Source organism: Nostoc sp. UHCC 0251 (assembly GCF_034932245.1).
Taxonomy (GTDB): Bacteria; Cyanobacteriota; Cyanobacteriia; order Cyanobacteriales; family Nostocaceae; genus Nostoc.
Map to the genome: position 1 here is coordinate 1 of NZ_JAYGHD010000286.1, position 16,876 is coordinate 16,876.

Annotated in this window: 21 protein-coding genes and 1 pseudogene; 14 read left to right on the forward strand and 8 right to left on the reverse strand. The window is 41.1% G+C overall.

Features of this window, described 5'->3' with window-relative positions:
• Nucleotides 1-111 precede the first annotated feature (111 nt).
• Nucleotides 112-414 carry a hypothetical protein gene (locus tag VB740_RS18240; RefSeq protein ID WP_323201366.1) on the reverse strand — a complete coding sequence of 101 codons (303 nt, stop codon included), beginning with the start codon at nucleotides 412-414 and terminating at the stop codon, nucleotides 112-114.
• Nucleotides 415-732: 318 nt separating this feature from the next.
• Nucleotides 733-1,536, reverse strand: coding sequence for a dienelactone hydrolase family protein (locus VB740_RS18245; protein ID WP_323201367.1), 804 nt, complete (start codon nucleotides 1,534-1,536; stop codon nucleotides 733-735).
• A 245-nt stretch (nucleotides 1,537-1,781) separates the two neighbouring features.
• On the opposite strand from VB740_RS18245, the gene VB740_RS18250 reads away from it, so the two are divergent.
• Nucleotides 1,782-2,321 (forward strand): DUF2267 domain-containing protein, encoded by a 540-nt coding sequence (locus VB740_RS18250; protein WP_323201368.1) that lies wholly within the window; start codon nucleotides 1,782-1,784, stop codon nucleotides 2,319-2,321.
• Between the two features lie 65 nt (nucleotides 2,322-2,386).
• Here the strand turns inward: VB740_RS18250 and VB740_RS18255 are convergent, their stop codons facing one another.
• Complete coding sequence (locus tag VB740_RS18255; protein WP_323201369.1) at nucleotides 2,387-2,479, reverse strand: element excision factor XisI family protein; 93 nt, start codon at nucleotides 2,477-2,479, stop codon at nucleotides 2,387-2,389.
• A 54-nt stretch (nucleotides 2,480-2,533) separates the two neighbouring features.
• Between VB740_RS18255 and VB740_RS18260 the strand changes: the two genes are divergently transcribed.
• Nucleotides 2,534-3,130 carry a Uma2 family endonuclease gene (locus VB740_RS18260; RefSeq protein ID WP_323201445.1) on the forward strand — a complete coding sequence of 199 codons (597 nt, stop codon included), beginning with the start codon at nucleotides 2,534-2,536 and terminating at the stop codon, nucleotides 3,128-3,130.
• An 88-nt stretch (nucleotides 3,131-3,218) separates the two neighbouring features.
• On the opposite strand, the gene VB740_RS18265 is transcribed toward VB740_RS18260, so the two are convergent.
• The 3 genes from VB740_RS18265 to VB740_RS18275 are packed head-to-tail and all read right to left on the reverse strand — an operon-like array spanning nucleotide 3,219 to nucleotide 4,213.
• On the reverse strand, nucleotides 3,219-3,554 hold the full coding sequence (locus tag VB740_RS18265; RefSeq protein WP_323201370.1) for a XisI protein: 336 nt from the start codon (nucleotides 3,552-3,554) through the stop codon (nucleotides 3,219-3,221).
• On the reverse strand, nucleotides 3,542-3,958 hold the full coding sequence (locus VB740_RS18270; RefSeq protein ID WP_323201371.1) for a XisH family protein: 417 nt from the start codon (nucleotides 3,956-3,958) through the stop codon (nucleotides 3,542-3,544). Before VB740_RS18270 ends, VB740_RS18265 begins: the two co-directional genes overlap by 13 nt.
• Before the next feature lie 24 nt (nucleotides 3,959-3,982).
• Nucleotides 3,983-4,213 (reverse strand): hypothetical protein, encoded by a 231-nt coding sequence (locus tag VB740_RS18275; protein WP_323201372.1) that lies wholly within the window; start codon nucleotides 4,211-4,213, stop codon nucleotides 3,983-3,985.
• Between the two features lie 132 nt (nucleotides 4,214-4,345).
• On the opposite strand from VB740_RS18275, the gene VB740_RS18280 reads away from it, so the two are divergent.
• Nucleotides 4,346-5,434, forward strand: a complete 1,089-nt coding sequence (locus tag VB740_RS18280; RefSeq protein ID WP_323201373.1) for a DUF262 domain-containing protein — start codon at nucleotides 4,346-4,348, stop codon at nucleotides 5,432-5,434.
• A gap of 2 nt (nucleotides 5,435-5,436) precedes the next feature.
• Complete coding sequence (locus VB740_RS18285; RefSeq protein WP_323201374.1) at nucleotides 5,437-6,132, forward strand: MAE_28990/MAE_18760 family HEPN-like nuclease; 696 nt, start codon at nucleotides 5,437-5,439, stop codon at nucleotides 6,130-6,132.
• On the opposite strand, the gene VB740_RS18290 is transcribed toward VB740_RS18285, so the two are convergent.
• A complete protein-coding gene (locus VB740_RS18290) occupies nucleotides 6,129-7,169 on the reverse strand; it encodes a DNA cytosine methyltransferase (RefSeq protein WP_323201375.1) in 1,041 nt (346 codons plus the stop codon). The genes VB740_RS18285 and VB740_RS18290 overlap by 4 nt on opposite strands.
• A 139-nt stretch (nucleotides 7,170-7,308) precedes the next feature.
• Nucleotides 7,309-8,610: a site-specific integrase gene (locus VB740_RS18295; RefSeq protein WP_416290114.1), complete on the reverse strand. Its 1,302-nt coding sequence runs from the start codon at nucleotides 8,608-8,610 to the stop codon at nucleotides 7,309-7,311.
• Between the two features lie 225 nt (nucleotides 8,611-8,835).
• Between VB740_RS18295 and VB740_RS36815 the strand changes: the two are divergent.
• The 10 genes and pseudogenes from VB740_RS36815 to VB740_RS18345 all read left to right on the forward strand — a co-directional run.
• Nucleotides 8,836-9,003: pseudogene (locus VB740_RS36815) on the forward strand (nitrogenase molybdenum-iron protein alpha chain); the annotation flags it as partial.
• A gap of 229 nt (nucleotides 9,004-9,232) precedes the next feature.
• Nucleotides 9,233-10,768: a nitrogenase molybdenum-iron protein subunit beta gene (gene nifK, locus VB740_RS18305; protein WP_323201376.1), complete on the forward strand. Its 1,536-nt coding sequence runs from the start codon at nucleotides 9,233-9,235 to the stop codon at nucleotides 10,766-10,768.
• 195 nt (nucleotides 10,769-10,963) lie between these two features.
• Nucleotides 10,964-11,311 carry a Mo-dependent nitrogenase C-terminal domain-containing protein gene (locus VB740_RS18310; protein ID WP_099099967.1) on the forward strand — a complete coding sequence of 116 codons (348 nt, stop codon included), beginning with the start codon at nucleotides 10,964-10,966 and terminating at the stop codon, nucleotides 11,309-11,311.
• A 137-nt stretch (nucleotides 11,312-11,448) separates the two neighbouring features.
• Nucleotides 11,449-12,831: a nitrogenase iron-molybdenum cofactor biosynthesis protein NifE gene (gene nifE, locus VB740_RS18315; RefSeq protein WP_323201446.1), complete on the forward strand. Its 1,383-nt coding sequence runs from the start codon at nucleotides 11,449-11,451 to the stop codon at nucleotides 12,829-12,831.
• Nucleotides 12,831-14,168 carry a nitrogenase iron-molybdenum cofactor biosynthesis protein NifN gene (gene nifN, locus VB740_RS18320; protein ID WP_323201377.1) on the forward strand — a complete coding sequence of 446 codons (1,338 nt, stop codon included), beginning with the start codon at nucleotides 12,831-12,833 and terminating at the stop codon, nucleotides 14,166-14,168. Before nifE ends, nifN begins: the two co-directional genes overlap by 1 nt.
• Nucleotides 14,169-14,421: 253 nt before the next feature.
• The gene (gene nifX, locus VB740_RS18325) at nucleotides 14,422-14,835 is read left to right on the forward strand and encodes a nitrogen fixation protein NifX (protein ID WP_012407194.1); all 414 of its coding nucleotides are present in this window, start codon (nucleotides 14,422-14,424) and stop codon (nucleotides 14,833-14,835) included.
• The gene (locus VB740_RS18330) at nucleotides 14,832-15,308 is read left to right on the forward strand and encodes a NifX-associated nitrogen fixation protein (RefSeq protein ID WP_100900532.1); all 477 of its coding nucleotides are present in this window, start codon (nucleotides 14,832-14,834) and stop codon (nucleotides 15,306-15,308) included. The genes nifX and VB740_RS18330 overlap by 4 nt, the downstream gene beginning before the upstream one ends.
• Before the next feature lie 77 nt (nucleotides 15,309-15,385).
• Nucleotides 15,386-15,586, forward strand: coding sequence for a CCE_0567 family metalloprotein (locus VB740_RS18335; RefSeq protein ID WP_229484039.1), 201 nt, complete (start codon nucleotides 15,386-15,388; stop codon nucleotides 15,584-15,586).
• Between the two features lie 91 nt (nucleotides 15,587-15,677).
• Entirely contained in the window at nucleotides 15,678-15,995 is a 318-nt protein-coding gene (nifW, locus tag VB740_RS18340) for a nitrogenase-stabilizing/protective protein NifW (protein WP_323201378.1), read from the forward strand.
• A 10-nt stretch (nucleotides 15,996-16,005) separates the two neighbouring features.
• Entirely contained in the window at nucleotides 16,006-16,812 is an 807-nt protein-coding gene (locus VB740_RS18345) for a HesA/MoeB/ThiF family protein (protein ID WP_179064231.1), read from the forward strand.
• The last annotated feature ends 64 nt before the right edge of the window (nucleotides 16,813-16,876 follow it).

Consider the following 16,876-nt stretch of genomic DNA (forward strand, 5'->3'; position numbering starts at 1 on the left):
TATTAGCCTCAGAATTTATTCTGAGGCGGGCTAGATGAGAATGAAATAGCCCTGTTATCGCACTCATTGAACAAGAGCGCGATACCGTAAAAGACTTGTTTGTTAGATTTCCTAGCCACCAGTAAAAAAAACACACTTCTTCCCAGTTTGATCTTTTAATTCCTCTTTGAATTTAGATATCTCTTGCCAACTCTTACCAGCAATTGCACTTTCTGGAACGTACAGACAGTCTCGATCTCTGACTTGTATTGATGGTTGCAACGATTTATCTGAGTTTGTTTGAGTGGTTTTTGAATTTTCTAGTTGAGTGGAATAGGGTACAAATCTTCCATAGCGAAAATAATTGCTTCCGAAGTATATTATAGCAACTACACTTATTACACCTAAAGTCTTGAGAAAGCCTTTTGAAAACATAATCTATAAATCCTAAAAAAGAAAAAATTTAAGCTATGCCAGTTCAGTAAGGTGCATTTTGAATCATAAAGATAACCAGACCTTCATAAATTGCAGTGAGCATAGTTTTCCCAAAAAATTAAAAAATCTAACTATAATTATCAGAATCAAAGCGGATAATGAAAATAGAGGCGAATGTATTGATCAAAGATTGAGATAGTATTACACACCCGATCCCTTGTATTGAAATGACAGTGATGAGGTTTAGCGTTTGAGCGATCACATGTTTGAAATTTTGGTGCGTTGCATTTGGCTACAACACACCACTTTCTAAGTAATCTAGCTTGACAAATGATTTTGAAACAGTTCTAGAACATGCTGCCAAGCATCAGGAGCAGCTTCAGGGTTATAACTTGGGTGTTGTTCCATAAATGGGTACTTATCTTTGAAAAATCCGGCAAAGAATCCATGTCCGGCATCGTATCGAAATACACGATGATTAATTTGATGTTTCTTTAATTCTGCCTCAATTTGCTCGTTTTCTTCCTGGGAAACTAATGTATCTCTTGTGCCAAAAAATGCATAAATAATACCTTTAATTTCCGAGGTACGATTAATTGTTGGAGTCTCTTCACCATAACTAGAAGTAGTAATCCCACCACCATAAAAGGAAGCTGTTGCTTTGATATCGGGTAAAGTTGCAGCCATATAAGCAACATGACCGCCAAAACAGAAACCAATCACACCTATGGCATCATCTTTGACATTGGGTAAAGTTTTTAAGTAGGCGATCGCAGCTTGAATGTCGCTGAATATCTCTTGATACTTTACTTGTTGATAATATTGCAAACCAAGTCGATATGCTTCTGGACTAAACCCAACATCTTCAGCGCTAAAATCAGCCTCAAAACCGGGAGCAATACGTTGATACATCGCTGGAGCTATTGCCACGTATCCTTGTTTGGCAATTAATTCTGTAATATCTCGAATATTGCTATTGATTCCAAAAATTTCTGGAAAAACTATAATCGCGCCAAAAGTCCCGTTTTGTGCTGGTTGAGCTAAGTAAGCATCGATTTCTAAGTCATCGTTGGGTACTTTGACATAGGAGGTGTTAATTTCGATGTTTGTTGTTTCTAGCATCTTTGTTTCGGCTGATTTTATACCAACTCATTTATTTTGACTGGTTTTCGACACAGACGGGCACAAACATCAGAAGTATTGCTCTCCTCAACCATGATTTTACAGCTATGAGCAAATCAAAGAAATTTCTAACTTTTGAATAGATACCATCTCAAACTTCTGGAAGATTCCAAGGGTTTTTGATTTGTGCGACCTTACATACAGTAAGCATAAAGACTCAAAATTAATAACCAGAAGAAAAAACAATGCCAGATCAAAGTTTTAGAACAAATATTCCAGAAGTTGACCCAACAGAGATTGAAGATACTCGAACTGCGATCGCTGATGAACATCACTCCTTTCTTGAAAAGGTCATGGTTAAAAGCGGATTTGCAGATTTGTATGACGCAAGAGACTTTACCGAAGTTGTGTATCGTGTCATGCGTGACTTAATGACCGCGGACACAATCGATCGCGTCGAGTCAGAACTGCATACAGAAGCTATACCTACAGATGAAAAAGCACTCCAGTTTGAAGTGGCTGAACTCTGGAAAGACACCAATCCCATTGTGAGATTTTTAAGTAAAATCCGTCAACCTTTAAAAGGCCCGGCTCCCATTGGAATTGATTCCAAGCTATTTCTAACGCGGGTTGCAAATGAAGGAGGAGTTCCAGGATCAGTTGAGGCAGAACAGGCAGTTAAAGCAGTATTTTCTGCCACCAAAGACGAACTTTCCCAAGAGCGAATTCAGGAAATTGCTGGCGCACTCCCTGATTATGTACGTCAGCTTTGGGAGCAAGCTTAATTAGAAATGTGAAAAAGTCAAGTCTGTTTGCGAGTAGCGATCGCAAACAGGCTTTTTCAATAGGTTTAGCCTACAGCAAACTCTGTATACTGCCTTACGTGAGGTGCATGATATGCGATCACAATATCTTGCTTAGGCACTCCTTCGCTCACAACCAATTCTGTGACAAAATAATATTGTTGTCATATAGCCAATGCGATCGCTTACAATCTATGATTTCTACCATCTCGCGCCGCTACAGCTTGGATGAATATCGCGCGATCGAAGAAAAAGCCGAAGGACGCAGCGAATATCGAGATGGAGAAATTGTGCCCATGCCTGGAGGAATGCTCAAACACAGCCGCATTGGTCGAAACATTTTGACCTATTTTACTTCTGTGATGCGCGATACTCAATTCGAGCCAATTAACAGCGATTTACGGCTATGGATTCCTGAACATCGACGCGGAGTATATCCAGATGTAATGGTTTTTGACGGCGAACCGCAACTAAATGGCGATGTCTACGACAAGCCGCAGGAGCGTCTACGTTTAGATGAAGTATTAAATCCCGTGCTGATTGTTGAAGTCTTATCTCCTTCCACCGCAGATTACGACCAACTCAGTAAATTTCGGATGTATAGATCAATTCCAAGTTTTAGCGAATATTTATTAGTTGAGCAGGATGAACCTTTTATTGAACGTTATAGTAAACAGGCTCAAGGTTGGTTACTCAGTGATTTTAGCGGTTTAGAGGTATCTATTTCTTTGGATTCAGTTAGTATTGAATTGCCAATGGCGGAAATTTATGGCGGCGTTGTTTTTGAATAAAGTGACTCTGGCTTTTTGCGACAACGCACGCTAAGTAAGGGATGCGTACTAAACAGACATTTATCCTGTAATTAGTTTTTAGACAAATTCACGCTACGCCATATTGCGTATATTGACGCAGGTAAGATGGCTGTAATCCCAAAACAATATCTTCTTTAGATACTCCCATCTCAGTCAAATCTTCAGCAATTTGGATATCGGTCATATTATGCTGAATCCATATTTTTTCATCTTTGATATCGAGATGTATCACACAATTATAAATTCGGTCATATCCATCCCAACCAATCTCTAGAATCTGGTAATGATCTCGCGCTGTATCGAATATCAATTGGATTTCAACATCTTCTTCTAAAGGTTGGTAACTGCCATACTTCGTTAGTAAATTTTGAATATATTCACGATACTGGTCTAGCTTTGCCATTGTACAATCACCTCAACTTTTGGATCGTAAACTATCAATTTAACTTGATACTCTTGTACTGAACTTTGGGCAAAGTCTCGGCTAAATAATGAGCGATAGGTTGAGACTGGAACTGCTAAAAACAAAACTCGTTCTGGCTCCCTGAGTCGCAGAGCTAATCGATAATTGAGAAACTGCCCTAAAGCCGCGTGGTACTCAAACAGTTCTGAATCCCCCAAAAAACTTTTAATCTCAACAGCAATTTTTTCAGTTCCTCGCTCGGCTGCTAATATTTTTTCTGCACCTAAATCGATTGACATTTTATCTTTGGCAAACTTAACAATTAGCGGATCATGAGTGATAACCCACCCTTCTTTTTGCAGTCCTCGTTTGACGGCTTCGTGAAAAATGTCTCTTGCAGACATGGACAGAACCAGAACCCAATACCTTTATAATACCGAAGCATTGTCAATCAATGCAATAACACACCCTACACGAGGAATGCGATCGCCTGCTGATATGATGAAGGTGCATTGGGATTTGCGATAACTCACTCTCATTAAGGATGCGATCGCATTACGACTGTGGACACACATCAAAATTTCTATCTTTCCACAAATTTTATCAGGCTGCGGTATCAGCTTTGTAAATTTGAGATCGTGCTGCGTTGCGCTTTGCAACGCCTGTACCTTATATTAGGTATGCGATCGCACTTAATTTATCAGTAAACGCTTAAAATCGTAGATGTCTTAATAGAAGTTTCATTATTCTATACTTCTAATGCATGTATTTTGCCAGAGATGGAGATTAAAATGCCGAAAGCCCGAAACATACCACCAGAGCCAGAGATTACTGATGAGCAAATAGAAGCCGCGGAAGAAGAAATCCGTGAAAAGCAGAAAATAGTTGACTACGATACAAAAGAATACCCGGTAGAAGTCCTTGTTCAGAAATATAGAGATGGCTTAGACGAGGATCTTAGTGAGTTATATATACCCGACTATCAAAGAGAACTTATCTGGGAAGATTCTCGGCAATCAAAGTTTATCGAATCTATTTTTTTGGGATTACCTATTCCATATATTTTTGTTGCTGATTTAGTGCCTGAAATAGATGATTTGGGTCGATTAGAGATCGTAGATGGAACTCAGCGTATTCGTGCTTTAGATAGATTTATTAACAATCAGTTGAGATTATGCGAACTAAAGAAGCTAACAAAACTTAATGGTTTTAGATTTAGTGATTTGCCACTTGCTCGACAAAGACGCTTTAATCGCGCTACTCTTCGCATGATCGTGCTTACTGAAAAAGCTGATGAGGAGACAAGGAGAGATTTATTTGAGCGTATTAACACAGGCAGTATTGCACTGAATGATATGGAGAAACGGAGAGGTATATCTCCTGGCCCATTTGTCAAACTACTTGAAGAACTTGCAAAAGAGCCAAAGTTTGTAAGACTGTGCCCTCTATCTGAAGCATCACGTCGCAGTCGAGAACCCGAAGAATTTGTACTACGCTTCTTTGCGTACTTGGATAATTACAAAAACTTTGAAAGACAAGTCAATATATTTTTAAATGATTATTTAGAAGTACATAATAATTCAGAAATTGATCAGGATGCTTTTCGGAATAGATTTAATACAATGTTAGATTTTGTTGATAAGTATTTTCCTAATGGATTTGCTAAAGCAAAAGGTAATGTTAGAACACCTAGAATTCGCTTTGAAGCTATCTCTGTAGGTGTTGCACTTGCACTGCAAAAAAAGAGCGACTTGGTACCAAGCTCAATAGATTGGCTTGACTCAAAAGAGTTCAAAGAATATACAACCTCTGATGCAAGCAACTCTAAACCTAAAGTAATTAGACGTATTGAGTACGTGCGCGATCAACTTCTAAATTAGCTATGCAAACAGTTTTGTTAGATTTCAATACTCGTGTTAAAGAAATTAATGAATATTTTTTATTTTTAGAAGAATTAATTAACGAGACAACTAAACTGGTTGTATTAGAGGATGATGGGAAACACAATATTAAGGCTATTGATCCTGAGTTGGCTAAAACTCTAAAAGCCAACGGCTTTCTACTCCTCTACAATCTTATTGAATCAAGTATGAGGAATGCGATTGAAGCTATTTTTGATGAGCTAAAAGGTAAAAAAGTTTCCTTTAATTCTGTCAGAATTGAAATCAAAAAAGTTGTACTTCAAAACTTCAAGAATCGTTCTCCTGATGATATACATGCTAGGATAACAGATATTTCTCTTGATATTATTACTGCTGGATTTAAGAGTAGAGAGTTATTCTCAGGAAATATTGATCGAGATGAAATTACAAAAACAGCTAGAAAATACGGTTTTTCTTGTGATACAGATTACTCTAAAACAAGGCATGGTGAAAACTTGTACAATATCATGCGGAACCGTAACGATCTAGCTCATGGAAACAAATCATTTTCTGAAGTTGGTAAAGAGACAAGTATCGGAGACCTTCTAAAATTTAAGGAAGAGGTAATAGAGTATATTGGACAGATATTGGAAAATATTGAAAAGTATTTAAATGCGAAAGAATATTTGGATTCTTCTTGTGTAAGCACTCTTTAAATAACTTGATTGATATGTTGCAGGATGCTTTGAGCAATAACTTGACCTAGTTTGACAGGAACAGCGTTTCCAATTAATCTTCCTACATGAGCAAACACAACAGGTTCATCAATGGCTACAAATTCATAATCTGCTGGAAAAGTTTGTAATAATGCTGCTTCTCTAAGAGATATAGCCCGATCTTGTTCAGGATGTCCAAAGCGTCCATTACCGAAACCAAAGCACTGTGTAGTGATAGTTGGGCTAGGCTGATCCCATTCCATCCTACCGTATACTCCTGAATAGTTTTTACCAGTGGTTTTAGTGTGACATTTAGCTATTAAGTCTTTAGACCAATCACGCCAAGTTCCACCAGGTTTGGAAGCACGGATACGTTGAAGATTTAAAGGAGATAATTTACTACATTGATGAAGTCTATCAGTTTTAGATGCTTGACCTGCTAAAAGAGGTTCAAGATGTCCAATTGTTTTACGTACTGTTCTGTATTGTTCGGTATTATGGATGGGTTTAATCAAATCAATTTTACCGAACTTTGAAGCAAGAAGAACTAAACGTTTTCGAGTCTGAGGAATTCCATAATCTGAACAATTAACTTCGTAAGTTTCAAATGAATAGTTCAAATCCTCTAACTGCTGGATAAATTCAGAAAAAACTGAGTGGTACTTTAACTGAAGTACGTTTTCCATCGAAACAATTTCAGGTTTGCACTCCTGCACAAGACGAGCAAAATCTTGCACAAGCTTCCATTTCGATTCTTTATCCGTGTAACGTCTTGAGTAGCTTGAAAAAGGTTGACAAGGGGCACAACCAGCTAAGACCTTAACACTACTGGCAGAAAAATGTTTTGCCAAATCAGAGCCGTTAACACGCTCCACATCTTCTAGTATAAATTCTGCTTTAGTGTTGTGTTCGTATGGAAATTGACACGCTGGATCAATATCATATCCAGCTCTAACTGGAAGACCTGCTTGCTCAAACCCATAAGTAAGTCCACCTACACCACAAAACAGATCAACTGTAGAGATGCTGTCAGCCATTCACTTCCTCTTCTTGTTGGTATATAGTAACCAACGAGCTAGTCTAGCCTATTTGCTATAGGGACTACAAGATAGCGAGTTAGCAGATTTACTTTTAAGTAGATCAGACAACCCTATTTTAGCTGATTTATGAGCAAATTCAACTATGCTTGTAAACCATCTCCATTTTCATTTTCTCAATCTCCAATCTCAACTTATCATTCTCCATCCTCAACTTTGCATTCTCTTCCCTAATCAACTCAACTTCATTTCTCTTACTCAAAGCCTGATTAATTGCCAACTTCCGCATATCTAGCGAAAACCAACGCTGATAAGTTTGCGTGTGAACTTGCACACTATGCCCCAAATTATCTGCCGCAGCTTTAATTGGTATTCCCAATATATGCGCCCGAATTGCCCAAGCGTGACGTAAATCATAAGGTTTAAAATCCAATCCTATCTTGCGAAACCACCAACTAACTCGCTGTGTTAACGCCGTTATCTCAGCATGATTAGTGTTATCTTTTTTAGCGATCGCACCCCTCAACATCTCCAAATACTTCGGATTTCTCAAATCAAAATCCTCAATCCATTGTCGATATAATGGTAATGCTTCTCTCTCACCAGTTTTACAATCTTTATGAACTTTCCATGTCAAGTCTATATTCTCTTGACTCAACCACCAATCAATATCAGGATTAATAAAAAGTTCCCGTGGACGTAAACCAAAAACTGCTAACATTCCACACGTCCAACGCCAAAGTTGCCAACTATCTTGAACGTTTTGATTAACTTGATTGCCTCTGTTATTTTGATAATCCTCAAACTTCATAATTCCCTCAGAGATTTCTGCATCTGTAGGGATATTGCGGGAATTATTCTCAGGCATTTTGGAATATTTAGATAAATCAATTTCGATATTGAATGTCACACAAAATGCTGCGATCGCTCTAGCAGCATTATACTTAGCCCATTCTTTATCGATTTGTTCAATTGAGCTTATCAGATTTTCAGCAGTTGCCAAATCCTGGGGATTAGTAAATCTCTTTGTACGGGAAAAGTAATAAAAGAAAGTATGTTCACTCTTCGTTGTGCGTTTGTGAGTTTTAAAATACTCTTCCTCAAATTTTTCCAGTAATTTTCCTATAGTTTGAAAATCTTTTTTAATTGCCTCATTACCTAAATATTTATCATTCCATTCAAAAGTTTTACGAGCGATTAACTTTCCCAACTCATAGGCTTCTTCCTCGGCCGTCTTGAGTCCATCCAAGTTAGCGGGAATATTCAAACTGAGATTGTATTGCTTTCTCCCAGTTCCATTACTATCTTTGTCTCCCGGCTTAATTGGTAAAGTCGCCCGTAATTGCAGACTTCCATTCGATTCTCTAATTGTCACCTTTGCCTTTGCAGACTTCAAACGCAGATTAACTTTCTCTAATTCCAGTAGTACTTTTGTTCTCATGTGTTCTTTTTGCTGCTGTGCTTGCAGAGATGAGCAAAAAAATGGGCGATTTTTTAATCGCCTTGGCTCAGGACAACATTTAGATGATGCGTGAGTCCTGAACCTGATTATGCATCGCTGTGTTTTTAGCCTATATTTAGGCTAAAAATAAATGTGTTCTCAGAAAACAATGTTTAGCAGAGACATTGCTTACTGCAAACATTAGGCTAGTGAAAAAAATTAAACCACAAAAAGGATTACTCCGGCCCTTATCACGGTTATGACGGCTTCGCCATCTTCGCACGTGACATGGACTTGGCACTTAACAGCCCAACCTGGTCATTAATTGGCGCTCCTTGGAATGAAAAAGCTCAGGCTAAGAAGGCTGAAGCTAAGGCTAAGGCTGCCGTTTAGGGAAATGGGAGAGTGAGATAAGTAAGGATAACCTGGGGCTAAAACCCCAGGGGGGAGTTGGGAATCCAAAATTCAAAATTGAAAGATTAAAAATTTATTTTGATTTTTGCATTTTGAATTTTGAATCATATTCCCATCTCCCTTGTAAAGACAGACGCGATTAATCGCGTCTCTACCTACTCTCGCCTCAATCAGTAAAAGAATTCAGTAAGCTTGGAGTCCAGAAGAAATGCCTCAGAATCCAGAAAAAATTCAAGATCACGTCGAGTTATTCCACCAACCTGAGTACCAACAGCTATTTGAAAACAAAAAGCAGTTTGAAAACGGTCACGAACCCGAAGAAGTACAACGGGTTGCAGAGTGGACAAAGGGTTGGGATTATCGTGAAAAGAACTTCGCTCGTGAAGCTTTAACCGTTAACCCTGCTAAAGGCTGCCAACCACTAGGAGCAATCTTTGCTGCTGTTGGTTTTGAAGGTACTCTACCTTTCGTTCAAGGTTCTCAAGGTTGCGTTGCTTACTTCCGCACCCACTTAACCCGTCACTATAAAGAGCCATTCTCTGGTGTATCTTCTTCAATGACTGAAGATGCAGCCGTGTTTGGTGGTCTGCAAAACATGATTGACGGGTTGGCGAACTCTTACCAACTGTACAAGCCCAAGATGATTGCTGTCTGCACCACCTGTATGGCAGAAGTAATTGGTGATGACTTACAAGCCTTCATCAACAACTCTAAGCAAGCTGGTTCAGTTCCTCAAGATTTCCCAGTTCCCTACGCTCACACCCCTAGCTTTGTCGGTTCCCACATCACTGGTTACGACAACATGATGAAGGGAATTCTTTCTAACTTGACCGCAGGTCATAAGAAAGAAACCAGCAATGGTAAAATCAACTTCATCCCAGGTTTTGACACCTATGTAGGCAACAACCGCGAAATCAAGCGGATTGCTTCTTTGTTCGGCTTTGACTACACAATTCTAGCCGACAACAGCGACTACCTCGATTCACCCAACACAGGTGAATTCGATATGTACCCAGGTGGAACAAAGCTAGAAGATGCAGCAGATTCAATCAATGCGAAAGCTACGATCGCACTGCAAGCACACTCTACCCCCAAAACCCGCGAGTACATCGAAAAAGAATGGAAGCAACCAACCTCAGTTTCCCGTCCTTGGGGCATTAAGGGTACTGATGAGTTCTTGATGAAACTCAGCGAATTGAGCGGTATCCCCATTCCTGAAGAATTGGAAATCGAACGCGGTCGTGCAGTTGATGCCATGACTGACTCTCACTCATGGATTCACGGCAAGCGCTTCGCTATCTACGGCGAACCAGATTTAGTATACAGCGTAGTTGGCTTTATGCTAGAAATGGGTGCTGAACCTGTGCATATCTTGGTTCACAACAGCAACGAAGTATTTGAAGCAGAAATGAAAGAACTGCTTGCTTCTAGCCCCTTCGGTCAACATGCAACTGTTTGGCCTGGTAAGGACTTGTGGCACATGCGATCGCTGTTGTTCACCGAACCAGTAGACTTCTTAGTTGGTAACACATACGGTAAGTACCTGTGGCGCGACACCAAGATTCCCCTCGTGAGAATCGGCTACCCCATCATGGATCGCCACCACCTACACCGCTATGCCACCATTGGTTATCAAGGTGTGATCAACCTCCTCAACTGGACTGTAAACACCCTGTTTGAAGAAATCGATCGTAACACCAACATTCCTTCTAAGACAGATATTTCCTACGACTTGATTCGTTAGAAATTGCGTAGAAACACAACGTGTTAATTAAAGGGTGAAGAAGGGGAGTAGGGACTGGGGAGTAGGGACTGGGGACTGGGGACTAGGGACTGGGAAAACACCCAATGCCCAATGCCCAATGCCCCATGCCCAATCCCCAATCCCCAATCCCCAACTCCCCTTTTTCTTGATAGCATTTACCCAAGGAATTGATAAATGGAAACCATCAATCACACTCACGAACATACTCACACTCATCCTCATCCTAATTACCATCCACCTAACCAGAAAAAACCAGGATGGTTCCACAATCTTCTTAATCCGTTGCGCCGTGTAGTGGATGGAATTCAGGTTAAAAATAATCGCTTCGCTCATCTAATTTGCCAAACAATTCCTTGTTGTTGTCCCTTTGAGCGACAAATTAAATTATTTGGGAAGTCTATTGATATTCCACCACTATGTAAACTCAATCCTTTATATGACGAATTTGTAGGATTGCGTTTCCGCGCTCTATCTTACCTCGCTGATGTATGTGGAGAGGATGTCACAAGATACATTTGTTAGTCATTGGTCATTGGTCATTAGTCATTAGTCATTGGTCACTTGTACTGAGCGTAGTCGAAGTATTGGTCATTAGTTGTTAGTTATTCAAAGGACAAATGACAAATGACAAAGGACAATTAACAATTAAGAGAAGAGAGATGAAAAGCACCCAAGGCAAAATCAACGAGCTGCTGACTGAGACAGGATGCGAACATAATCAGCACAAACAAGCGGAAAAGAAAAACAAATCATGCGCTCAACAGGCACAACCTGGCGCGGCTCAAGGGGGCTGTGCCTTTGATGGTGCAATGATTGCTCTAGTGCCGATCGCAGATGCAGCGCATTTAGTCCACGGGCCGATCGCCTGTGCTGGTAATTCCTGGGGCAGTCGTGGTAGTCTGTCGTCTGGCCCTCAACTCTACAAAATGGGCTTTACCACTGACTTGGGTGAAAATGATGTCATCTTCGGCGGCGAAAAGAAACTCTACAAAGCGATTCTGGAACTCAAAGAGCGCTACCAACCAGCAGCAGTATTCGTCTATGCCACTTGCGTTACAGCCCTAATTGGCGATGATATGGATGCTGTCTGCAAAGCGGCAGCTGAGAAAATCGGTATTCCTGTTGTTCCCGTCATTGCCCCAGGATTCATTGGCAGTAAAAATCTCGGCAACCGTTTTGGCGGCGAAGCTTTATTAGAATATGTTGTCGGAACAGCAGAACCGGAACATACAACGCCCTATGATATTAACTTAATCGGTGAATACAATATCGCCGGGGAAATGTGGGGAGTAACACCACTGCTAGAAAAATTAGGCATCCGTATTCTGTCTAAAATTACGGGCGATGCTCGCTACGATGAAATTCGCTACGCCCACCGCGCCAAGCTCAACGTCATGATCTGCTCACGAGCATTGCTGAATATGGCGAGAAAGATGGAGGAGCGTTACAACATCCCCTACATTGAAGAGTCTTTCTACGGCATCGATGATATGAATCGCTGTCTGCGAAACATTGCTGCTAAATTAGGCGATCCCGATTTACAGGAGCGCACAGAAAAGCTAATTGCAGAAGAAACGGCTGCTTTAGATTTGGCACTGGCTCCTTATCGCGCTCGACTCAAAGGTAAGCGGGTTGTTTTATATACTGGTGGTGTCAAGAGTTGGTCGATTATTTCGGCTGCTAGAGACTTAGGCATTGAAGTTGTTGCTACCAGTACTCGGAAAAGTACTGAAGAAGATAAAGCCAAAATCAAGAAGTTGATTGGCAACGATGGCATCATGCTAGAGAAAGGCAACGCTCAAGAATTGCTACAACTGGTTAAAGACACTCGCGCAGATATGCTGATTGCTGGTGGACGTAACCAATACACAGCTTTGAAAGCTCGGATTCCTTTCCTTGATATCAACCAAGAACGCCACCATCCTTATGCAGGTTATGTAGGAATGATTGAGATGGCGCGGGAATTGTACGAAGCTCTCTATAGCCCGATTTGGGAACAAATACGCAAACCCGCTCCTTGGGAAGAAGAGGAGGAAGTTTAATGGCGATCGTTACCGCTTCTAACAAAGCACTGACAGTTAATCCCCTCAAGCAAAGTCAAGCTTTGGGCGCAACCTTAGCCTTTTTGGGATTAAAAGGGACGATGCCCTTATTCCACGGTTCTCAAGGTTGTACTGCTTTCGCCAAAGTTGTCCTGGTACGGCATTTCCGGGAAGCGATTCCCCTAGCTACTACAGCGATGACGGAAGTCACTACTATTTTGGGTGGTGAAGAGAATGTGGAGCAAGCAATTCTGACTCTGGTGGAAAAGGCTAACCCGGAAATTATTGGTTTATGTACCACTGGGTTAACGGAAACTAGAGGAGATGACATTGAAGGTTTTCTTAAGGAAATCCGCGATCGCCATCCTGAATTGAATGATTTAGCGATCGTTTTTGCACCTACCCCAGATTTTAAAGGTGCGTTACAAGATGGCTTTGCTGTTGCTGTCGAAAGCATAGTTAAGGAAATTCCTCGCGCAGGTGGACTCAGAACTGAACAAGTCACGATTTTGGCGGGTTCTGCTTTCACACCTGGGGATGTACAGGAAATTAAAGAGATAGTCACATCCTTTGGATTAGTGCCGATCTTTGTACCTGACCTTGGCGCTTCTCTAGATGGTCATTTAGAGGATAATTACAGTGCGGTTACAGTCAGTGGGACTACCTTAAAACAGCTACGAGAAGTAGGTAGTTCTGCCTTTACCCTGGCATTGGGTGAAAGTATGCGGGGGGCTGCTAAGATTCTGGAAGAACGCTTTGGCACACCTTATGAGGTGTTTGGCGAACTGACGGGATTAGAACCAGTAGATGAATTTATCCAAGCATTGGCGATTCTGAGCGGTAATAGCGTACCGGAAAAATACCGCCGCCAACGTCGTCAGTTGCAAGATGCGATGCTGGACACCCACTTTTACTTCGGTGCAAAACGAGTTTCCTTAGCGTTAGAACCAGACTTGTTGTGGTCAACCGTGCATTTCCTGCAATCGATGGGAGCGCAAATTCATGCAGTGGTGACAACCACGCGATCGCACCTCTTAGAAAAACTCCCAGTTAAAAGCATCACTATCGGCGACTTGGAAGACTTTGAGAGTCTAGCGGGTGGTTCTGATTTGCTGATTGGTAACTCGAATGTGGGTGCGATCGCTAAACGCCTCTCAATTCCTCTTTATCGTCTAGGATTGCCCATTTATGACCGCTTAGGTAATGGTCAATTTACCAAAGTTGGCTATCGAGGCACGATGGAGCTTTTATTTGGCATCGGCAACCTATTTTTAGAGGCAGAAGAAACGAGAGTTAAGCAGTTCCAAGAGTTCGGAATTGTGAGCGCAGAGTTTTGAATTCTTCTTCAAGAATTCAGGAGTCAGAATTCAGAATTCAGAATTCAACCACTAATACCAATTCTTCCTTTGTGTCCTTTGCGTCCTTTGCGGTTCGTTCCTCATATAATTTGGCGCATCTTAAACAGAATTGGTCTAAATATGCAGATTTACTTCTGCCAGTCAAACTCTAATTACTCCTGAATTCTGACTCCTGACTCCTGAATTCCTTCTTCCCACTTCAAAATTCAAAACTTTAGAGAGGAGAATTACAATGAAAATAGCCTTCACGACGAGTGACCGAGTTCATATTAATGCCCACTTCGGATGGGCAAAAATGATTGATGTTTACGAAATTACCGATGAGGGATATCACTTCGTAGAAACCCTCACCTTTGAAGGCGAACTCAAAGAAGACGGGAATGAAGACAAAATCACCCCAAAACTTGAAGCAATAGGCGACTGTACGATTGTTTACGTAACAGCAATTGGTGGTAGTGCCGCTGCTCGGTTAATCAAGAAAGGTGTCACCCCAGTGAAGGCGCGATCGGAAGAAGAAGAAATTAGTGAAGTGCTAAATAAGCTAGTGAAAACCCTTAAAGGTAATCCTCCACCTTGGTTGCGTAAAGCTTTGCAGCCAAAAACCACAAACTTTGCTGATGAAATTGAAGACGAAGCAACAGTATGACCGCAAATAATAGTGTGAACGGAACCGCTACAACTGAAGTCTTGAACTCACCTTTTCTTAAGGTATTAATCAAACAAATCCGTGGTCAAGACAGTTATGGAGTTTATCGTACTTGGTCGGATGAGTTGATTCTCAAACCCTTTATTGTCACCAAACAAAAGAAACGGGAAATCTCCGTTGAAGGCGAAGTTGATGCGGTAACTCAAGCCCGGATTATGGCATTTTTTCGAGCTGTAGCGGCTGGGATTGAACAAGAAACAGGTTTGATATCCCAGGTTGTAGTTGATTTGAGCCACGAAGGATTTGGCTGGGCGCTAGTTTTTTCTGGTCGTCTTTTGCTAACTGTGAAAACCCTGCGAGATGCTCATCGCTTTGGCTTTGACTCGCTAGAAAAATTAGCAGAAGAGGGAGAAAACTACGTCAAAAAAGGTCTTGATTTGGCGAAGCGCTTTCCGGAAGTTGGGAAAATTTAATTAGTCATTAGTCATTGGTCATTGGTCATTAGTGAAAGACACATGACTAATGACAAAGAACGAAGGACGAAGGACAAATGACAATTGAGGAACTACAAGGACAAATCAGACGGCTTAACAGCAAAGCAGGTCAAATGAAAATGGATCTGCATGATTTAGCTGAAGGTCTGCCAACAGATTACAACCAACTTATGGATGTTGCCGCCGCAACTTATGAAATCTATCGCAAGTTAGATGAACTTAAGCAACATCTAAAACAATTGGAAAATGCTAAATGACCTAAAAGGAAAAAGATACAAGCCCCTAAAATCATGGGGATTGTTAATTTTGACTTTTGACTTTTGACTTTTGAATTCGGAGCAAAGCGACGTGACTGGAACTATTGATGAATTCAAGAAGCTCGTAGATGCAGAAGAATTTTTTCAATTCTTTAATATGCCCTACGACTTAGAAGTTGTAAATGTACATCGTCTACATATTCTGAAAAAGTTTTCTCAATATATGCAGGAAATTGATGATAATTCTCCTGACTTAAGTCAAGAAGAGAAATTAAATCAATATTCTTTGGCTTTGCAAAAAGCTTATCAGTTATTTATCGAATCGACAGCTTATGAACAAAAGCTGTTCAAAGTGTTTAACGACAAGCCGAAAAATGTAGTCACACTGACAGAAATCACTTCTGATTAGGAGGTATAAATTGGTTAACCTAACGCCTACCGAATTAGAACGCTATCGTCGCCAAATGATGCTTCCGAACTTTGGCGAAACAGCACAGAAACGCCTGAAGTCAGCGACGGTTTTGGTTACAGGTGTGGGAGGATTAGGCGGTACGGCGGCGCTTTACTTAGCAGTAGCGGGCGTTGGGCGGCTAATCCTAGTCCGGGGTGGTGACTTGCGGCTAGATGATATGAATCGTCAGGTTCTTATGACTGATGATTGGGTAGGTAAGCCAAGGGTATTCAAAGCTAAAGAAACTCTGGATGCGATTAATCCTGATGTCCAAGTGGAAATTGTTCATGATTACATCACCCCGGAAAATGTAGATTCCTTAGTGCAGTCGGCTGATATGGCTCTTGATTGCGCCCACAACTTTACAGAGCGCAATTTGTTAAATGAAGCCTGTGTGCGATCGCGTAAGCCAATGGTGGAAGCCGCAATGAATGGGATGGAGGCTTACCTGACAACGATTATTCCTGGTGTGACTCCTTGTTTATCTTGTCTGTTTCCAGAAAAGCCTGAGTGGGATCAGCGCGGCTTTTCAGTTCTAGGCGCTGTCTCTGGAACCCTAGCTTGTCTAACGGCGCTGGAAGCTATCAAGCTGATCACCGGGTTTAGTCAGCCTCTATTGTCGCAATTGCTGACAATCGACCTAAATCGGATGGAATTTGCTAAACGCCGTTCTCACCGCGATCGCTCTTGTCCAGTATGCGGTAATAGTGCGCCTTGGAGACACGCGCAATCCAATTCGATGGAACCCACGGGTATTACACAAAATAGTCATTAGTCATTGGTCATTGGTCATTAGTAAATAACAAAGGACAAATGACAAAGGACAACTGACAAATGAC

Coding starts and splice junctions, on each gene's coding strand:
- VB740_RS18290 (WP_323201375.1), bottom strand. CDS start 7,169: ATGGCTGACAGCATCTCTACAGTTGATCTGTTTTGTGGTGTAGGTGGA.
- VB740_RS18280 (WP_323201373.1), top strand. CDS start 4,346: ATGCCGAAAGCCCGAAACATACCACCAGAGCCAGAGATTACTGATGAG.
- nifE (WP_323201446.1), top strand. CDS start 11,449: ATGAAAAGCACCCAAGGCAAAATCAACGAGCTGCTGACTGAGACAGGA.
- VB740_RS18335 (WP_229484039.1), top strand. CDS start 15,386: ATGACAATTGAGGAACTACAAGGACAAATCAGACGGCTTAACAGCAAA.
- VB740_RS18270 (WP_323201371.1), bottom strand. CDS start 3,958: ATGTCTGCAAGAGACATTTTTCACGAAGCCGTCAAACGAGGACTGCAA.
- nifK (WP_323201376.1), top strand. CDS start 9,233: ATGCCTCAGAATCCAGAAAAAATTCAAGATCACGTCGAGTTATTCCAC.
- VB740_RS18245 (WP_323201367.1), bottom strand. CDS start 1,536: ATGCTAGAAACAACAAACATCGAAATTAACACCTCCTATGTCAAAGTA.
- VB740_RS18265 (WP_323201370.1), bottom strand. CDS start 3,554: ATGGCAAAGCTAGACCAGTATCGTGAATATATTCAAAATTTACTAACG.
- VB740_RS18285 (WP_323201374.1), top strand. CDS start 5,437: ATGCAAACAGTTTTGTTAGATTTCAATACTCGTGTTAAAGAAATTAAT.
- nifN (WP_323201377.1), top strand. CDS start 12,831: ATGGCGATCGTTACCGCTTCTAACAAAGCACTGACAGTTAATCCCCTC.
- VB740_RS18250 (WP_323201368.1), top strand. CDS start 1,782: ATGCCAGATCAAAGTTTTAGAACAAATATTCCAGAAGTTGACCCAACA.
- VB740_RS18260 (WP_323201445.1), top strand. CDS start 2,534: ATGATTTCTACCATCTCGCGCCGCTACAGCTTGGATGAATATCGCGCG.
- nifX (WP_012407194.1), top strand. CDS start 14,422: ATGAAAATAGCCTTCACGACGAGTGACCGAGTTCATATTAATGCCCAC.
- VB740_RS18240 (WP_323201366.1), bottom strand. CDS start 414: ATGTTTTCAAAAGGCTTTCTCAAGACTTTAGGTGTAATAAGTGTAGTT.
- VB740_RS18330 (WP_100900532.1), top strand. CDS start 14,832: ATGACCGCAAATAATAGTGTGAACGGAACCGCTACAACTGAAGTCTTG.
- VB740_RS18295 (WP_416290114.1), bottom strand. CDS start 8,610: ATGAGAACAAAAGTACTACTGGAATTAGAGAAAGTTAATCTGCGTTTG.
- VB740_RS18310 (WP_099099967.1), top strand. CDS start 10,964: ATGGAAACCATCAATCACACTCACGAACATACTCACACTCATCCTCAT.